Origin of the sequence: Allobosea sp. BE125 (assembly GCF_031456075.1) — a bacterium.
Classification (GTDB): Bacteria; Pseudomonadota; Alphaproteobacteria; order Rhizobiales; family Beijerinckiaceae; genus Allobosea.
On record NZ_JAVDTY010000024.1, the window covers coordinates 1 to 16,965 of the forward strand.

General features: G+C 62.3%; 13 protein-coding genes. 4 read left to right on the top strand and 9 right to left on the bottom strand.

Translation table 11 applies throughout. The features are described from left to right. Window positions 1-135: 135 nt before the first annotated feature. Window positions 136-1,464 carry an aspartate aminotransferase family protein gene (locus J2Y55_RS29975; protein ID WP_310160543.1) on the bottom strand — a complete coding sequence of 443 codons (1,329 nt, stop codon included), beginning with the start codon at window positions 1,462-1,464 and terminating at the stop codon, window positions 136-138. A 99-nt stretch (window positions 1,465-1,563) separates the two neighbouring features. Continuing rightward, window positions 1,564-2,670 carry a phosphotransferase gene (locus J2Y55_RS29980; protein WP_310160530.1) on the bottom strand — a complete coding sequence of 369 codons (1,107 nt, stop codon included), beginning with the start codon at window positions 2,668-2,670 and terminating at the stop codon, window positions 1,564-1,566. Window positions 2,671-3,910: 1,240 nt separating this feature from the next. Between J2Y55_RS29980 and J2Y55_RS29985 the strand changes: the two genes are divergently transcribed. The 4 genes from J2Y55_RS29985 to J2Y55_RS30000 are packed head-to-tail and all read left to right on the top strand — an operon-like array spanning window position 3,911 to window position 9,444. Then, the gene (locus J2Y55_RS29985) at window positions 3,911-5,950 is read left to right on the top strand and encodes an AAA family ATPase (RefSeq protein WP_310160532.1); all 2,040 of its coding nucleotides are present in this window, start codon (window positions 3,911-3,913) and stop codon (window positions 5,948-5,950) included. Between the two features lie 2 nt (window positions 5,951-5,952). After that, window positions 5,953-7,437: an FtsK/SpoIIIE domain-containing protein gene (locus J2Y55_RS29990; protein WP_310160533.1), complete on the top strand. Its 1,485-nt coding sequence runs from the start codon at window positions 5,953-5,955 to the stop codon at window positions 7,435-7,437. Continuing rightward, window positions 7,434-8,573 carry an AAA family ATPase gene (locus tag J2Y55_RS29995; RefSeq protein ID WP_310160534.1) on the top strand — a complete coding sequence of 380 codons (1,140 nt, stop codon included), beginning with the start codon at window positions 7,434-7,436 and terminating at the stop codon, window positions 8,571-8,573. The genes J2Y55_RS29990 and J2Y55_RS29995 overlap by 4 nt, the downstream gene beginning before the upstream one ends. Further along, window positions 8,566-9,444, top strand: coding sequence for a hypothetical protein (locus tag J2Y55_RS30000; protein ID WP_310160535.1), 879 nt, complete (start codon window positions 8,566-8,568; stop codon window positions 9,442-9,444). The genes J2Y55_RS29995 and J2Y55_RS30000 overlap by 8 nt, the downstream gene beginning before the upstream one ends. 24 nt (window positions 9,445-9,468) lie before the next feature. On the opposite strand, the gene J2Y55_RS30005 is transcribed toward J2Y55_RS30000, so the two are convergent. The 7 genes from J2Y55_RS30005 to J2Y55_RS30035 all read right to left on the bottom strand — a co-directional run bounded on the left by J2Y55_RS30005 (window position 9,469) and on the right by J2Y55_RS30035 (window position 16,617). Further along, window positions 9,469-9,882 carry a DndE family protein gene (locus tag J2Y55_RS30005; RefSeq protein WP_310160536.1) on the bottom strand — a complete coding sequence of 138 codons (414 nt, stop codon included), beginning with the start codon at window positions 9,880-9,882 and terminating at the stop codon, window positions 9,469-9,471. Then, window positions 9,872-11,902, bottom strand: coding sequence for an AAA family ATPase (locus J2Y55_RS30010; protein WP_310160537.1), 2,031 nt, complete (start codon window positions 11,900-11,902; stop codon window positions 9,872-9,874). The genes J2Y55_RS30005 and J2Y55_RS30010 overlap by 11 nt, the downstream gene beginning before the upstream one ends. Beyond that, window positions 11,899-12,096 carry a hypothetical protein gene (locus J2Y55_RS30015; RefSeq protein WP_310160538.1) on the bottom strand — a complete coding sequence of 66 codons (198 nt, stop codon included), beginning with the start codon at window positions 12,094-12,096 and terminating at the stop codon, window positions 11,899-11,901. Before J2Y55_RS30015 ends, J2Y55_RS30010 begins: the two co-directional genes overlap by 4 nt. Then, window positions 12,093-13,238, bottom strand: coding sequence for a DNA phosphorothioation system sulfurtransferase DndC (dndC, locus tag J2Y55_RS30020; protein ID WP_310160539.1), 1,146 nt, complete (start codon window positions 13,236-13,238; stop codon window positions 12,093-12,095). The genes J2Y55_RS30015 and dndC overlap by 4 nt, the downstream gene beginning before the upstream one ends. After that, the gene (locus J2Y55_RS30025; protein WP_310160540.1) at window positions 13,235-14,431 is read right to left on the bottom strand and encodes a cysteine desulfurase family protein; all 1,197 of its coding nucleotides are present in this window, start codon (window positions 14,429-14,431) and stop codon (window positions 13,235-13,237) included. Before J2Y55_RS30025 ends, dndC begins: the two co-directional genes overlap by 4 nt. Window positions 14,432-14,603: 172 nt before the next feature. Continuing rightward, a complete protein-coding gene (locus J2Y55_RS30030) occupies window positions 14,604-14,867 on the bottom strand; it encodes a hypothetical protein (RefSeq protein ID WP_310160541.1) in 264 nt (87 codons plus the stop codon). Window positions 14,868-15,012: 145 nt separating this feature from the next. After that, a complete protein-coding gene (locus tag J2Y55_RS30035; RefSeq protein ID WP_310160542.1) occupies window positions 15,013-16,617 on the bottom strand; it encodes an ABC transporter substrate-binding protein in 1,605 nt (534 codons plus the stop codon). Window positions 16,618-16,965 lie beyond the last annotated feature (348 nt).

A 16,965-nucleotide genomic window follows, 5' to 3' on the forward strand; every position in this document is an offset into this window, starting at 1 on the left:
TCAAAGCGAGCCATCTCAACCTCCAAGGCTGAGATCAATGAATCAGAACTCAGTCCCGCAGGGAATCCCGTTTATGAGTATGTGACCTAGAGCATTTCTTCACGCGAACCGGTGTCCACTTCGCTCGAAAATGCTCTACGGGGCGGCAGCGCCCAGCGCGTCCTGAAGCGCCTGGAGGAAGCGATCGACATGAGCCGCCTCGCAGATCAGCGGCGGGCGCACCTTGAGCGTGTCTTCATTCGCGCCTGTGGTGCTGATCAGAACGCCGTCATCGCGCAGGGCATTGACGACATTTAACGCCATGGCGCGGCGCTGGTTGGCGGCCATGCCCTCGAGGCCGATATCGATGCCGAAGAACAGGCCGGCATGGCGCACGGCCCGGATACCCGCCTGGCGGCCTGAAAGCTGCGCGAGCCCGGCATTCAGCCGCGCGCCCATGGCGAGCGCGTTCTCAGGGATCCGGTCCCTTTGCAGAACCGTCAGGACCGCATCGGCGGTGGCGATGCCGATGGTATTTCCGGCGAATGTATTCGAGTACCGGGCCGTTGCGCCGAAACGGTCCATCGCGGCATGACGCCCGACGACCGCGCCGATCGGGAACCCGTTGCCCATGGGCTTTCCCAGCGTGGCGAGGTCGGGCGCGATGCCATGCCGCTCGAAGCCCCACATATGCGCGCCGGTGCGTCCGAAACCCGGCTGAACCTCGTCGGCGATGAAAAGACCGCCAGCCTCGCGCACCGCTGCGACCGCGCCGGCGATGAAGCCGGGAGGATCGACCCAGACACCGTCACTGGAAAAGATGCTGTCGATCAGCAGCGCCGCGACGCCGATGCCGCGCCGGTTCAGATCCTTGATCGCGGCCCGCACCTGCGCTTCGAAGAACGCGGCAGCCTGCGCCTCCGGCACGCCTGCGGGGCCGGGCAGCTCGACCATGCGCACGGAGGGGCTGAGCTGCACGGCCTCGCCGAGATTGGGCGAGACCATTGCCACCGCCGCGCTCGTGCCGTGATAGGCATAGGACGAGACGATCACGCCCTCATTCCCACTGACGAGCCTGGCGATCCTGAGCGCGAGATCGTTGGATTCGCTGCCCGTGCAGGTGAAGACGACCCGGTCGAGCTCCTCGGGGAAGGTGGCGACGAGCCGCTCGGCATAATCGACCATTTGCGGTTCGAGATAGCGCGTATTCGCGCTGATCCGGCCGGCCTGCGCCGCCATGGCCGCGTTCACCTCGGGGTGGCAATGGCCCAGGGAAGGGACATTATTGTAGAAGTCGAGATAGGCGCGGCCATCGGGGTCATAGAGCCACATCCCTTCACCGCGCACAAAGTGAACCGGCCGGCGATATTGCAGGCGATAAGACGAGCCGAGCACCGCGTCGCGGCGGGCGATCAGCGCCGCATCGCGTGGCGCGATATCGGCCTCACCCGGCCTGTAGCGGTTGGGCATGAGATCGACGGATATGCGATCGACGGACATGAGCTTCAACCTGTTCGACAGAAATGCGGGGGCAATCCGGTGTGCGGCGCCTGGCAACGCCTGCATAGGCAAAATCGCGGCACTCTACGACATCGCTGCCGCCTCTATGACGGCGTCCCGCTCGCTCGCGGGGTCGAGCGGGGCCAGGATGGTAAGGCCCTGTTCGGCCCGGGCGACGTTCTTCTTGATGTAGTCGGCATTCCCCGGAAACAGGTGAGCGCGCCAGTAATTGATCAGGATCAGGGCGCTCTGGCGCGCGCGCATCAGCCCGACGAGCAATCGCGCTTCATCCGCGCAAAGCGGCAGCGCCGCGGCATAACCGGCAATCAGATGCTCCGCGCCGCCCAGCGGCAGAGAGGGGTCGCTCACCAGATGGCTTGCCGCGATGGCGAGGTCCTGGATCCTGGGCCCCCAGCAGCCATCGCCGAAATCGATGAAGGCGATGCCAGCCTCACCGACCAGCGTATTGAACGGGCTCGGGTCGTTATGAGCGATCTGCCAGGGCACGCTGCCGATCGCGGGCGCGATCTCGCCTTCATAGTCGCGCATCGCGCGGGCAACCGCTTCGGCGACCGGCCCGGACGGCAGATAGCGTTGCAGCTCCATCAGGCGCGGCCAGCATCTGACATGCCAGAGCACAGGCCGGTGCATCGCCGGCAGCTCGCGCCGGCTCAAGGCGAGATCGAGCCGTGCGAGCGCGCAGCCAACATCGCGCAGCAGATCGGGCGACCGCGCCACCCGATGCATCGGCGTGCCCTCCAGGCGGGTCTGCAGATAGCCGCAGACGCCGTCCTGCGCGAACATCAGCGCGCCGCCGCCGGTCGGCAGGACAAGCGGCGCGACGAACCCGGCCGCGCCGGCCACCGCAGCGATCGCGGCCGACTGGAAGCGGAAGCTCTCGACCGCCTCGGGCCGCCGCGATGTCTTCAGGATCAAGCGCCGACCATCGGGCAGCGCAACCTCGGCCGTGCATTCGACTTCGGACGACAAGGTCGTGATCGCGCCCGACAGGCCATAATGCCGCGCCAGCAGATCGGCCAGCACGCCATCCGCGACGACGCTCGGCGGCGCCGCCAGCACCGCTGCGGCAGCGCGGAAATAGGCGTCTTGGGCGGCCGGGGCGGGCTCCCACGCCCGGCTGGCCCGGATGGGCCGGCCCGCATCGCCAGCAAGACCGTCATCGACACTCAAAACCGCTCTCCGCAATCTGTCGCGATCGACGACCGGGCACCCGCCTCGACGCCATGCCCGCTGGCCCGATGAGATTAGCCGTGGAACGGCGCGCAAGATCGGCGGTCGCCAGCCATTGCAAGCAGAAGATGTCGCGTTTCCCGCAACCTTCGGCAGAAGATTTTGGAGGGCTTCGGGAATGGCGACGGCCGGGGTTTTAAGTGCCTGGGATGGCGGTTTTTTGGGGAGTTTGGTGTGGGTTTGAGCGCGGGGTGGTCCGGCTGATATTGCCGTCGGCGTAAGCGTCATCCCTCCCGACCCTGTCGAGACGACGACGCGTCAAGGCGCAAGCGCGCATGGCCAGGCAGGCTGGGCGGCGGCTCGACGATCGGCTCGCCATCCACGTCGCGATGGGCTGGGAGCCGCCTTCAAGGCAGCCGGCATCGTCGAGCTAGGGGGCGCCTGGGACGAGGCAGGGCAAAGCGGCTGCGCTGATCATCCTTGCCGAGTATCACGGGCTGATCTTTCTGAATGCTCATCAGCATAGGCGATAGTCAGAGCGGCGTGGTTTGAAATCTCGCGCCGCCGTCGACCTTTCCATCCTAACGGCTTTTCGCGGTCGAGCAAAGAGATCACCGTCTCGGCGAGGTAGTTGTCGTCGAGCTGGTCTTAGAGAGACAGCGCTTCAATGTTGCAACACCTTCATACTGCGGTCGGGGGCTCCTCGATAGACCACTGTGCTAGCTTGGCCAGCCAGTCTGCGATACCGTTCAGGAAACCGAGTCGAGACGCTTGGTAAGACGGAGTTTTCCGTGAACGGGCGACCACTAGCCGTCTTGATGGCGGTATCCTTGTATGACGGCTTCTGGCGAAGATGACGCAGCATGCGGCACCCATGCCGATCCCCGTCCGCATTCTATTCGTTTTATCTTGGCAGCTCTCTCCGGCATCGATTAGACCGGTGCATTGACGGGCGAGAAAACCTGGGGCCGTTTAACCGCGTGTCTCACACGGATCCGAAACAGCGAACGAGCGTTTTTTGGGGGTAGGCCGTAGTGAATTCAAGCTTCGCAAAGGACGAGCTGCTGGAGCAGACTGCGAAAAAGAACAGCGTTTCCGTGGAGGTGCTCGCGAAGCTCATGGAGCTCGAGCAGGAATTCTCGGATTTTACGATCCATGGCTCGAAGATAAGTTTTTCGAGGCGCTTGGCGTCGATCATCGATGATGCAGTTTCGGATCAAGCCGGACCTCGGACCGATCCATGATTTTTACGGCGATCGAAGTCGAGAACATTTTTGCGTATCATGACGAAAGCCGGATCGACCTGAGCGGCTGCTCTCCCGAGCGAAACATCATCTTGATTAGAGGGCGTAACGGCGCGGGCAAAACAAGCCTGCTCAACGCGATCAAGCTGCTCTTCCTCGGTTCAAAGGACGATAACCTTCGGAGGGTGGGGTTCGGCGGTACCCCCATTAGCAAGAACCACTATGTGCTGGGCCAGCCCGGCCGCTGGTATGGCGTGTTTCACAACGAGTCATCGGCCTCCAATCGGCCGGCGAGAGTCGCGCTGGAATGGACTGACGGAGGTCAGTCGTTCAAGGCCCAGCGGATCTTTCGCCGCGCGGGGCGGGAATTCACCGAAAGCCTGACCGTGACGAGGAACGGTGTCGCACTCGATGGAATCGACTCCGAAACGATAATATCCCAAATGTTGCCACGGGAGCTGGTGCCTTTCTTCTTCTTTGACGGCGAGCAGATCCAGTCGATTGCCGACGCCGAAATCGGGCGCGAGCAAGTCGAGATTGAACGGCTGCTCGGTCTTTCATTCCTGGTTCATCTGATCAACGAGACCGATTCGTACAGCAAGCAAAAGAAGCAAGCCGGGCTGCCCGATCTGGTCCGGGCGAAGATCGTCAAGGCGGAAAACGACCACCGAGCCGCGATGTTCGACGCGGAGGCGGCCGATAGAGAACGCATAGCGCTGGAGGAGGAGGTTCTGGCACTCGACCGTCAGAAGCAGAGCCTCGACGGCGAGCGGAACCGACTCCGGACGGGCATCTCGGAGACAGACCGTCGTCGAATGTCGGGGAGGATCGCGGTCCTCGACTCGCAGATCGAGACATTGGCGCTGGAGATCGCCGAAGAAGTGCCGACGGATGCGATATGGTTCGCCAACCTGGATCTCGTCCGCCGGGCGTTTCGGACCATCGATACGCAACTCGCCAGTTCGGCCGACGGCCAGCTCGCCGACTATCTTCATCGACAGTTCCCCGGCGTGCTCGTCGACACTCTCGGCGAGCTCGACCCGCCCGTTGCCCTGTCTGAAGATCAACGCCGGGCGCTTGTCCTAAGGGTAAAGGAGATGCTGCAGCAGGCGGGCGTGGATCCGGATTTCGCGCGGGATCCCATATTGGCGTCGCTGCCCCCCCGGCAGACAAAGGCGCTGCGCGATAAATTCCTCGCCTGGAGCGAGCAAGGCGAGGCGCTAGCGGCCCGACATGTCGACATGTTAAGCGAGATGCGCAAGCTCAGTTCCGAACGTCTTCAAGCCCAACGCGACCTGGACGATGCCGAACTGACGACGGATGAGGCTCGGCGACATTTCGAGGCGCTCTCGACGAGGCTGACGGCAACCGAAATCGAGCTTCGTGAGAAATCAACGCAGATAACAGAGAAGAGATTGTCCCAGCAGGGCAAGCTGAGGCGTGCGTCGGAACTGGCGGAGATCATCAGGCATGAGGAGGCCCAGTTCGCGGAAGTCACGCGCCTCAACACCGCCTACCAATATGGCATTCGGGTGAAGCGTGCGCTGGAGGATTTCAGGGATAAGCGAAGGAGGCAGATTCGCATTGCGGTCGAGGCCCACCTGAACGAACGCGTGGCGATACTCCTTGCTCCGAGCGAGCTGATCAAGTCGGTGCGTCTCGATGACCAGTTCGTGATGACGTATTTCGATACCCAGCATAACGAGGTGGCCCGTCATAGTATATCGGCAGGAATGCGTCAGTTGCTCGCCATGTCGATGTTGTGGGCGCTAAAGGATCGCGCTGACAGGCCGCTACCAATTGTCATCGATACTCCGCTTGGGCGCATCGATAAGCAGAATCGCGCTTTGCTCATGACTGAATATTTTCCGAAGGCAGGAAACCCCTTGGTTCTCCTTCCGACGAATAGCGAGATTTCCGACGAGGAATATGCGCAGATCGCCGACAAGGTCTGCCGGTGCTACGAGATCAGGAACGAGGGTGGGCACGACGCCAGGATCGCCGAGGTTCCATCGAACGGGCCGGGATTTCGCTGAGCATGGACAGTCTGTATTTTTCTAAGGACGAGAAGGACTTCTTCAGTCGCGTCCTGGCGGTCGGACTGCACCAGCCGAAAGGTGCGTATTTTTGGCAGGTGGCCAGGCTTGCCGTGGCGCAATCGCTGAGGTCGGGCTCGCTGGACGGCGTCGTTCGTCCGCAGGTTTCCGGCGGGAGCGAGCTGCACCTGGAGCAAGTCACGGGCTTTCGCAAGTCGCCCGACCATGACGATGCAGTCCGGCTTCTGCTTTCCGTGCACCATCAGCGGGACCTTTGGGCAGACGAGAAGGCCTATGTGGAATTGCTCGAGAGGCATATCCGGCATGGCTTGAACTTGATGCGCTCCACGTGGCTGCCGGGGCGCAGCTTCTACGACTACATGCTTGAGGAGATCTTCGCCGACGTGCGGCCTGCCGCAGGTTCGGAAGCTGACGGTGGCGCCGGCGTCCTGCACGTCGACGCACTTCTCAACGGCCTTCGGCAGATCAACGTCACGGCTTCGTCGGCGGATATGCCGTTCGTGGGGCCGAGGATGACACGCTACCAATTGATTCTCGGAGGCGTCGACGATTATGACCGGCTACGACTTGGCCTCGACGACCTAGCCTTCACGCTCGGCTTGGGCACCACGGGGATGAGCTTGGCTCGGGCCCTGGGCGAGAGGCGCGTCGTTCTGGACGTGCCGCGCCCTTCGGGCACTTGGAGGGACGTGCGCTGGCGTGATGTAGCGTCGGCACTGCGCGATCGCTCCGAGATCCTGCCTGTCTGCCCCGGCGTCGACATCCTGGGAAACCCTTTCGTCTTCGACCTGACCGAGGCACCCCATCTATTCGTCGCCGGTGCGACCGGAAGCGGCAAGTCCGTCTGCGTGAACGCGCTCTTGCTGTCCCTCGTCGCCGCGAAACGACCGCCCGAGCTCGTCCTGATCGATCCTAAGGGCGTCGACTTCGGCGACTACGACGGCAGCCGGCATCTCCGGGGGCGCCGCGTAATCACCGACATGACCGAGGCCGTAGGCGAACTCCGCAAACTCGTGGACGAGATGGAAGAGCGGCAGACTTCGCTTCGAAACGCCAACGTGAAGACAATCGCCGAGGCCCAGGAGGTCGGCGTGCCGATAGAACGGATCGTCGTCGTCGTCGACGAGCTTGCCGACTTCATGATGACGAAGGGCGGCGCCGAGGAACCGCTGATCCGGCTTGCGCAGAAGGCGAGGAACGTGGGCATTCACCTCCTGCTCGCGACCCAGAGACCGGAGGCGGCGACATTTCCGGGGCTCCTGCGGGCCAATATCCTCAGCAGAATTGCCCTGACAGTCCAGAAGGCCTCGGATTCCCGGATCATTCTGGACGAGGCCGGCGCGGAAAACCTACTCATGCGAGGCGATATGCTGTTGAAGATGGCGGGCAGGGGGCTCCAGCGGATCCATGGAGCAAGGGTCGACGCACTCGACATCAAGTCGGTTATGCAGGAGACGCGGCAGTGACTAGTGTACTTCGCCCGACGCGTTTCAATCCGCTGGGGTTGATCTTGGCAGACATGGGGCCGCTGAGAGGTCTCACGGAGATTAAACTGACTGACGCCTCGGGGCGCCCGACCAATCTCTATCTCATCATGGGCCCCAATGGGGCTGGCAAGACCACGGTGTTGGAAGCGATTCATCTCGCTTACAGCCTCCTCGACGGCAGGAATTGCGCGAGCTTCGGTCAAGACGATCTCGATAGGGGCAATGGAGGAGTTCAGTTCGACGCTCTGGTGGCGCTCGACGATGGCTCACGCTCCCGTCTCCATCTGCTATCCATCGTGCTCGGCGATCCCGGATTGCTTAAGAGATGGACCCCGGACGAGCTCGCCTTGGTGGACGCGGCGAAGCAGATCATTCTGCACTTCGCAAGAGCGCCTGGCATCGGCGCGATCGGCAGGACACAGGGCTGCGACAGTGAGGCCATCGCTTTCGCCGAGGCCATTCTGGAACGGGCGGACGATCCGCCGCGGACTCTCTTTGAGTCCGCCAATGGATATCCGACCGTCCTGTACTTCCCGTCCGACCGCGGCATACGTCGCCCGCCCGAGGTCGATAGGTCGATCACACGACCGAAAGGGCTGGGCTACCGCGCGGCGCACCGCTTCGACATTGATGGTACGTCGTGGGAATCATCGTTGGACAATCTTTTCGTCTGGTTCGCCTGGTTGGCGGACGGTCGAGAGGACCTTTGCCGTGAGCTCGTCAACCAGCTCGTCTTTCGCAACGGCAAGACCCTAGGAGCGATCGATCGGCAGAGACTCCTAGTTCCGGTCGAGGTCAATGGGGCGGCTCACCGCCTGGATCAGCTGTCGAGCGGAGAGCGGCAGTTTGTGCAATTTGTAGTTCGCGTCGCCAGCCACATGACGGGCTCCACCCTAGTGTTGATCGACGAGACCGAGCAGCACCTTCACGTCGTGATGCGCCGGCGATTGATCAACCTGATCCGGCAATGGGCGAAGGACTACGAAGGCGTCAGCTTTGTTATGACATCGCACCAGACGGAATCGATGAGACTATTGGCTCCGAAAATCGAGGAACCCGGCCTGGTCAAAGGTGGTTGCCTCGTAAAGCCAAGGTTCGCCGCTCCACATGTCTAACGTCGTCAGCTTCGACGCGTTCGATTCTGTTCAGCAGATCGGTGCGCACCAAATGGGACTGCCCCGGATCGTTCTGGAGGGGCAGGACGATGTGAAGTTCTTTGAGAATTGGTTCCGGGACATGGCCCATACCGTCGTCTTCGTGGAGGCGAGCGAGATTGGCGCGGGGGGCGGCTGCACCAGCGTCCCGACGGCTGTCGTGCACAGTCGTCAAACCGACAACATTCCGGCAATCGGCATCGTCGATAGAGATACTCTCTTTCGGAAAAAATCCTGGTCCCTTCTATTCACACACGACGAGGACGCGTTCCGAGCCGTGCACAGTGATGAGGTCTTCACCGCGAGCCTGTGGGAAGTGGAAGCCTACCTCCTGCGGCCGGACCTGCTGCCAGACTGGGTGGCAATCAGAAGCCACACGCTTCCTGCGCCGGCGGCTTTGTGCGAGGGCGCCCTCCAGGCGGCGGTGGAGGAGTGCGAAGCCTTGTTGGACGCTGCACCGGCGTTCGCTGCCGCGCACGCCCACCGGGTGCGGGCGGAGGAGGGGTGGGGCGCCAACTTGTCGCACGCGGAATTGGGCAGCCAGTGCGCCCATTGGTTCGCCGAAGCGGTCGGGGGGCAAGGGGGCGTTGTGGCGGCGGTCACGGCGCTGGTCGTCACCGTTCGAGCAAATGCGCCAGCCGATCTGGCCCAAAAGCTAGTTTATTACCTGCGCTATGTGGATACCAAACGGCTCTTGATGCGCCTGAATTCGAGGCTTGGGATGAAAGGAAATGCCCATTGGGCTCTAAAAACCCTGATGGCGAGAGATGGGTATAAACCGCAGGAACTCCTGGCGGTTGTGTCGGCCCACGCCGATGCTTACGGTCCCTGATGTGCTAGTCGCCTACCCTGCGGTCTAACTCGCGAGGCGAACCATCCGAGAGACGAACGCGTCGAAATCGTTCGCCGCGGCTCGCCAGTCCTCCCAAAGGAGATAGACTCCGCGATGCCAATGGGCTGCGACGTCGTGCTGAAGCTCCCGACGGCTCATGTCCGTCCCGCCGGCGTGCTCTGCCAAGAGGGTGATCCAGGTCGCGAGTTCGGGCCCTTGCCCGAACAGGTTCTCGCCTTTGATTGGCTTCCCAAAGCCTAGGGTCGTCAGCTCGAGTTCAGGACGGGTGCGGATGCCCATAGACCTTCCCAAGGCCAGCCGCGCTGGCCCATATCGATGAGGCAAATTCAGCAATCCCTGCAGACGGGTGTTTAGATTGTCGGCCGCCTTCGATGTCCGAAAGTCGACCCGCACGAGGTCGAGCAGACTAAGAGCCATGCTGTCTGGCCTCAAATTGGCCGATTCGCGTCAAGCCCACCCCCGTCGCCTCCATTTCGTGTGTCACATCAATCTGCCCGGCAAAGCGATCGCCTAGTCCATCCAGCAATGCCCGGTCGATCTCTCCGGGATGAGCAAGCAAAAGAACCTGTACCCCAATCTGCGAGAAATGCTGCAGCACGTTGCGCCTATGTTCCGGATCGAGCCTAGCAAACGGGGTATCCATCACGATCGGGAAGCATGGGAAGCTGGCGGCGATTGCGGCCATCAACGACAGCGACAGCACCTGGCCCTCGCCCGCGCTGAAGTCCACAGTGAGAAGATTCCTATCGTCGCTGCCCAGCAATTCGATGCCGTCGCCCCTAACCACGATTGATCTCATCAGTTTTTTGTGGGCCATCGCGTGGTGGGCATCTGTGACGCGGACGGTGAGGTCGTCGAGATGTTGGGGAAGGGCCTCTTCCACCCAAAGGGTAAGTGCGGATGCGTACCCCTCCGCCAGAGCCGCACGACGCTTTACCGGCTCCATGGCCTGCACGTGGTTTGTACGGAGACCGATGTCATGCCGGAGCGGTGAAAGGCGTAGACGCACCGCGTCTAGCGCCTCTGTGTCGATCCTGTGATCGGACTCCTCCTTAGCGAGGTCTTCCTGGGCCTCTCTCAATTCGTCAGCGAGCGCCTGTGCCTGGCCATCCAGCCCGCGTTGCGTGGCGATCCTCAACTCGATCTTCTCGATCTCCCGGTCGAGTTCCGCAACACGACGCGCCAACGCGGAAACCTGATCGCCCGCAAGCCCAGAAACGGCATCTAGCTGTTTCAGGACGAGAAGACGATCCGCGTCTCCGAGATGCGCATGCCGCGTTTCGGTTGCCGCTCCCTCGGGTGCGTTGGCCCAGCTTGCCTGCCACGCTGCCTCCAGCCGGCCCTCGAAGGTCGGGTCTAACGGCTGACCCCCGTCATCTCCGATATAGGCGATGAAGGCGTCGAAACGGGCACGATTATTTTCCTGACCATTCTCCCACTGCGCCAGCAATGCTTCGGCTTCGAGACGCGCCCTGCTACTCGCGATCAGGCGCTTTCCGGAAAGCGCGAGCGCTAGGTCGACTGACAGAGCCTTTCGGAGCTCGTCCTGGTCGGCAGATCGCATCTTGATTTGGATTTCGCGTTCCTCGAACAGTGTTTTGAAGCTCGAGTAACTATCGCCGTGCAGGGCTCCGATGCGTTTGACGAGCGCGTCTCGCCTGGCCCGGAGGGGGCCGAGGCGGTGCATTGTCCTGTCGGCCTTGGCAACGAGTCTGGATTCTTCGAGTTCCAGGTGGGCAATCTCGTCTTGGGCGTCCTGAAGGGACACCTCAGACGCGTCGCGAAGGTCCTTCTTGCGGTCCCTTGCGTAGGTTCTGAGATCGGCTGCCAAGCCACGGAGTTCGGGGGCTCCCAATATGATCTCGGACGCCGAGTTCAGTTGGTCCTCCAAACGCGAGCGCGATGATCGGGCGAGATTCTCGCCATCGAAGATGAAGAACGGTGCCAGATTGAGAGGCAGCAGTTCCTGGCCCAGAACCTCGCGCCAGGCTTCTTCGCCTGGAAGGCCAACAGGAAGAGCGGCAGGAACGAGTTCATCGCCACGACGGATATGGATCTCCTCGTCGGCAGGTCGGTGTTTTCCACTCGCCGCGAAATGCCAAACGCGCTCCAAGCTCAGGACCTCGCCCTCGGCCGTCTCGAATACCAGCTCCACGGCCATTCGTGCGTCACGCCCTTGGGCAGCCGCGTTCAAGGCCCTTTCGAGAAACTTGTCGTAGGAAAGCTCCGGTCGGAGGGACTGATCCGCTCGGCCCACGAGGTCCAGACCCTGCCGACCATAGAGTGCAAGCACTATCGCTTCGAGGAGACTTGTCTTGCCCGCACCATTGGCTCCGCTCACCAGCACGACGTGGCCCGGCAGGGAACACTCCGGAAATTGGAGCGAGGCTTTGCGATAACCCTTCCAGTTCCTGAGGGAAATCTCCGCAAGTTTCACGGCTCAACCTTCTCGGGTTCGGAGAGCAACTCGTCGAACTGCTCGAACAGGCCTCGGCGCCTAAGTTTGCCTTTTTGACTTCGCACGATGGCGACGAGTTCCGCCACTCGGGCGGGGTCGAGACCCCGGTCGCGGCAAATCTGCTCCAGCCGTCGGCGACTTGTCTCGCTATCCAGCAGCGCCAACGGTCTCATGCAACGGCTTCCGAGTCGGCAGGCTCCGCTACGGCCGCTCCCAGCCCGAATGCCGCGTCTTCGGCCCAGATGCGTTCGATGTGTTCGACCTCGTCCTCTGTAATGAGCACTTCCCCCGTCGCCATTTGCGCCTCCAGGAGACGATCCATTATCTCGCGTCGCGCCGTAAGCGTGAAAGGCCCCGGGATCAACGATCCATCCGCCAGATAAGTCACTTTGCCATTTCGGCGGTGCGCCATTCTTCGGGTCGGATCGTTGCGTATTTCCGCCAGCCAGTCGCGCATTTCGAGCAGCGGTTCCAGGTTTTCTTGTCCCGACTCTATGAAACCTTCCATGCTGCGGTCCTTGACGACAACCGTGCACGTCCAGCAGCCGAAGCGAGAGGAAGAGGTTCCGCAAGATGGCGCGTCGCTCTTGTCGATGACGAGAGGGCACTCCCCGCCTTGGCCGTTCTTGTAGAGTGTGACCAGGTCGCGATGGGTCCCGCCCCACGGCGGGCGTCTTTGCAGCAATATCTGCCAGACCTCCTCTGTGCTGAAGTCGACGATGGGGCGGTAGACGAGGCAACCTTGTAGGTCGTTGTGCGCGTTCAGCCGACCTCCGTTGGAATAGCGATTCACGCTTACCGCTCTGGTCGAGGACTCCTGTCGCCTGACGCCCAACAGCAAGATAACCTTGCCGTTGGAGGCGACCTGGCTCCGAATGTAGTGGGACGTGGGCTGGATCTTCATACGATCCGTGCACCATCTGAACGTTCTGGATGGCGAGGGATATCCCCGCCCGATCAAATTTACCCAGAACGTTTGATCAGCCTTGGGCGAGGTCTTGATGACGGTCACAGGCAAGCGAAGAGCCTCACTGCCCGTCCTGATGCGTGCAAGGCACTTGTCGAGATGCTTGGCGACAAGCGGAGCCTCCACGAGCGTGTCGTTTGCGACGACATGCACGGTTCTACGCCGCGCGCTGGGCGGCAGCGACAGCAACATCTCTATTACGAACTGCAGCACCAGTGTGCTGTCCTTGCCGCCTGAAAAACCAACAATCCAAGGATGGTCGTGCTCGGCCGAATATTCCTCTAACAGATCGCCGAGGACGCTTTCGATCTTGTCTTCCAACGACAGGCACGCCGCAACTTCGCTCATGAACTATGCTCCTCGACTGCGAGCCGCGGTGTGTATCGGACTGACATCAATCGTTTGATGGCCGCTATTAGTACAGCCGCCGCGGTCTCGACCTCTTCCCGCGTTGTGTGGCGCCCGAAGCCGATGCGGATCGAGGATTCGGCTCGGATCTCGTCCAATCCGAGTGCCTGCAGGACGTGGCTCGGAGACAATGCTCCCGACGTACAGGCCGACCCCGAGGAAATCGACAGGCGGGGGCGGACGCACATCAACAGCGCCTCGGCGTCGACACCGTCAATACTGACGTTCAAATTACCAGGCAGTCGCCTATTTAGATCGCCGTTGACCGAATAGACCACGCCGGCTTGCGAAAGCTCGGACAGGAAGAAGTCCCTGAGTTGCAGCAGCCTTTGCCGCTCGGTCGCCATTTCCAGCCCCGCGATCTCGCATGCCTCGCCCAATCCGGCACAGAGAGCCATCGGCACGGTGCCGGGACGAATTCCCCATTCCTGCCCGCCACCGATGAACAGCGGTTTCAAATACCGTCGGCACGCGCGCCTGATGAACAAGGCCCCGATACCCGGCGGCCCATAAATCTTGTGCCCCGACAAGCTCAGGAAGTCGACGTTCAAGCGCCCAACGTCCACCGGGACCTTGCCAACGGCCTGAGCGGCGTCCGAGTGGAAAAGGACCTCCCTGTCCCTGCATATCCGGCCGAGCTCGTCGATTGGCTGTAGGACGCCGATTTCGTTGTTGGCGAACATGACGCTGACCAGACCTGTCCGAGGGCCGATCGCCGCCGCCAGGGCGGCAGGATCGAGCAACCCGTCGCCACCGGTCGGCAAGATCGTCAGCTCGTGCCCCTGGCGACCCAGCGCTTCGAATACCTGCAAAACCGCCTTGTGCTCGGTGGCGACGGTGACGAGGTGGTTTTTCCCGCGCGCGCGCAATCCCTCGGAAAGACCAGAGATGACTAGGTTGTTTGCCTCGGTGGCTCCTGAGGTGAAGATAATGTCCGACGAATCGGCTCCTATCAGCCTTGCCGCTTGGCCGCGCGCGCGCGCGAGTACGTGCGCTGCCGACTGCCCGTGCAAATTCTCCTCTGCATGCGGGTTGCCGAAGCTCTCCGTCAGATATGACGCCATGACAGCCAGCGCCCGAGCGTCCATCGGCGTACTTGCTTGGTAATCCAGATAGATGGGGCGTTCTGGCATATGCTTCGAGCCGATACTTTGCCTCTGCTCGTTCGAACTCGATCCAGCGGTCGTCTGCCGAGTGAAGTACGATTCGAGTGCTGATTCTCGATCCTACCATCCATCCATGCAAGGCACTGCGACCTTCTTGCAAAACGGAAACGGTAGCCGCGAAAGCGGTATCACGTAACGGCTATCCGTGACCATTTTCTTCGATCCTCGGTTGGCTGGATCGGCTCAAGGCGACATGCGAGCGCCTCTCGCCGCAACCCCGTTCTCCATCTTCGCTTCGGAGGTCGTGGCCCGTCGCGCCGATCACTGGCATGACGACCGCGCAGAACTTGTTCAGCGCCGTCGGACAGCGCTTGGCGCCGTGCGGCACGGTGATGAACTCGCCGTCCTTGATCCCCTTGTCGCGGTCGCGGGGCTTCTCGGCAGCCAGGCAAATGCGCCGCATTGATGGAGCGTCTTGCTCGCGCGCTTCGTCTCATGGTCGAGCATGCGGCCGTCTTGACATCCTGCGACGCTAGCAAGGCCTATGAGCGGGAGGATCGCTTTTCAGCCTTGCTCATTTCCCAGCCACCTTAGCGCACCTCAGCCCCTCACTTCCCCGCCTTATGCACATCCGTCGCCAGCGTCAGCTCATCGATCCTGGGGTCGTAGCGCAGCGTGGCGCGCGTCGCCCAGATGTTCTTGAAATGATAGAGCGGGATGATCGCGACGTCGCTGGAGACAAGCTTGACCGCGTCCAGCACCAGCTTGTCGCGCTTGGCCTCGTCGACTTCGCTGATCGCCGCGGTGGTGAGCGCGTCGAGCGCGGGGTTTGAATACTGCGCCCAGTTATAGAGGCCCCAGCCGGTCTGCTGGCTGCGGGTCGCGAGGAGGTCGCGCAGCAGGCCGGTGCCCTCCATCGAGTTGTTGCTCCAGCTGCCGAGATAGGCTGCGAACTGGCTCTTGGCGCCGCGCGTGGAGTAGACGCTGAAGGGCATCGCATCGATCGCGACCTCGACGCCGATGCGGCTCCACATCTGCGCCAGCGCTTGGGCGACCTCGACGCTATAGGGCGTGCGGTCATTGGCGGTCGAGAGCGTCAGCCGGAAGCCGTCGGGGAAGCCGGCCTCGGTGAGGAGCGCCTTGGCCTTCTGCACGTCATAGGCCGGGACCGGTGTCTTGGCGTCGTAGCCGGGGATTCCGGCCGGCAGCCACTGGCCGGTCGGGGTCGCCGTGCCCAGCACCACACGCTCGGTGATGCCGGCGCGGTTGATCGCCAGCGAGAGCGCCTCGCGCACCTTCTGCTTCGTCAATGGCGAGGGCTCGATCTTCACCCCCTTCTTGTCCAGCACCGCCGGCGCGTCGGGCGCCGGCTGGATCATCGGCACGACATAGTTGACGCGCATGCCGGCGATCTCGGCGACCTTGACCTTGTCGGAGGCTTGCAGGCGCGGCAGGTCGCTGGCCGAGGGCTGGTCGATGACGTCGATATCGCCCGCCAGGAGAGCTGCGGTGCGCACCGCGACATTGGGGATCAGCCGCAGCGTCACGCTCGTCCAGGCGGTCTTCTTGCCCCACCATGCGTCATTGGCGACGAGCTCGATGCGCTCGCCCGGCTGATAGGCGGAGAATTTGAACGGGCCGGTGCCGATCGCGGCCTTGCCGCTGTTGTAATCGGCCGTGGTCGCGTCCTGCCCGGCATGGCGCGAGACGATGGCAAGCCGCGTCAGGTCGCTCGGCAGATTGGGGATCGGCGTTGCGGTGGTCAGGCGGATCAGCAGGGGGCCCGCGACCTCGACGCCGGTGATCGGCCGGATGATGCCGGCAAAGCCGCCGAGATTATTGGGCACGTCGAGCGCGCGCTTCAGCGTGAAGGCGACATCGTCGGCGGTGAACGGCTTGCCGTCATGCCAGGTCACGCCCTCGCGCAGGGTGAACTCCCAGATCGTCGGCGAGACCGCGCGCCAGGCCGTCGCCAGCCCCGGCGCAAGCTTGCCATCGGCCAGGCGGTCGACCAGCCGGTCAAAGATGTGGAAGGCGACGAGGTTGTTGGGCGTGGTCGAGTAGAAATGCGGATCGAGCGAATTGACGGAACCGCCAAGCCCGATGGTCAGCTTCTCCGCCTGGGCCGGAACGGCGCCGAGCGAAGCGATGCCCATCGCAACGGCGAACGCGCCGGCCAGGCGCGGCATCCGCAGCGTCAGAGAAGAAGCCATGGCCATCCCCTTTATTATTGTATGTCAATAACTAATATTTGAAGACAATTTCTGGGGGCTGTCAAGGCGGGGCTGGGGGGGGGGCGGCGGACGGGGTTGCTCTCCCTCGTGGGCGAGATGAAGCGAAGTGCCGGATGAAGGGCGCGGGAAACCCTTCTCCCCTGGCGGGAGAAGGTGGCTCGGCGAAGCCGAGACGGATGAGGGGGCGCTGTGAATTCACCATTTAGCCGAACGTGACGCCAACCTGACAGGGCACGGCGCCCCCTTGTATCTTTGATTTGCCAGTCGGTTTTGTACCGGCGAGGTTTGAGGCGGAAGTCAGCCCGATCCCCCCTTGGGTGAGTTGAG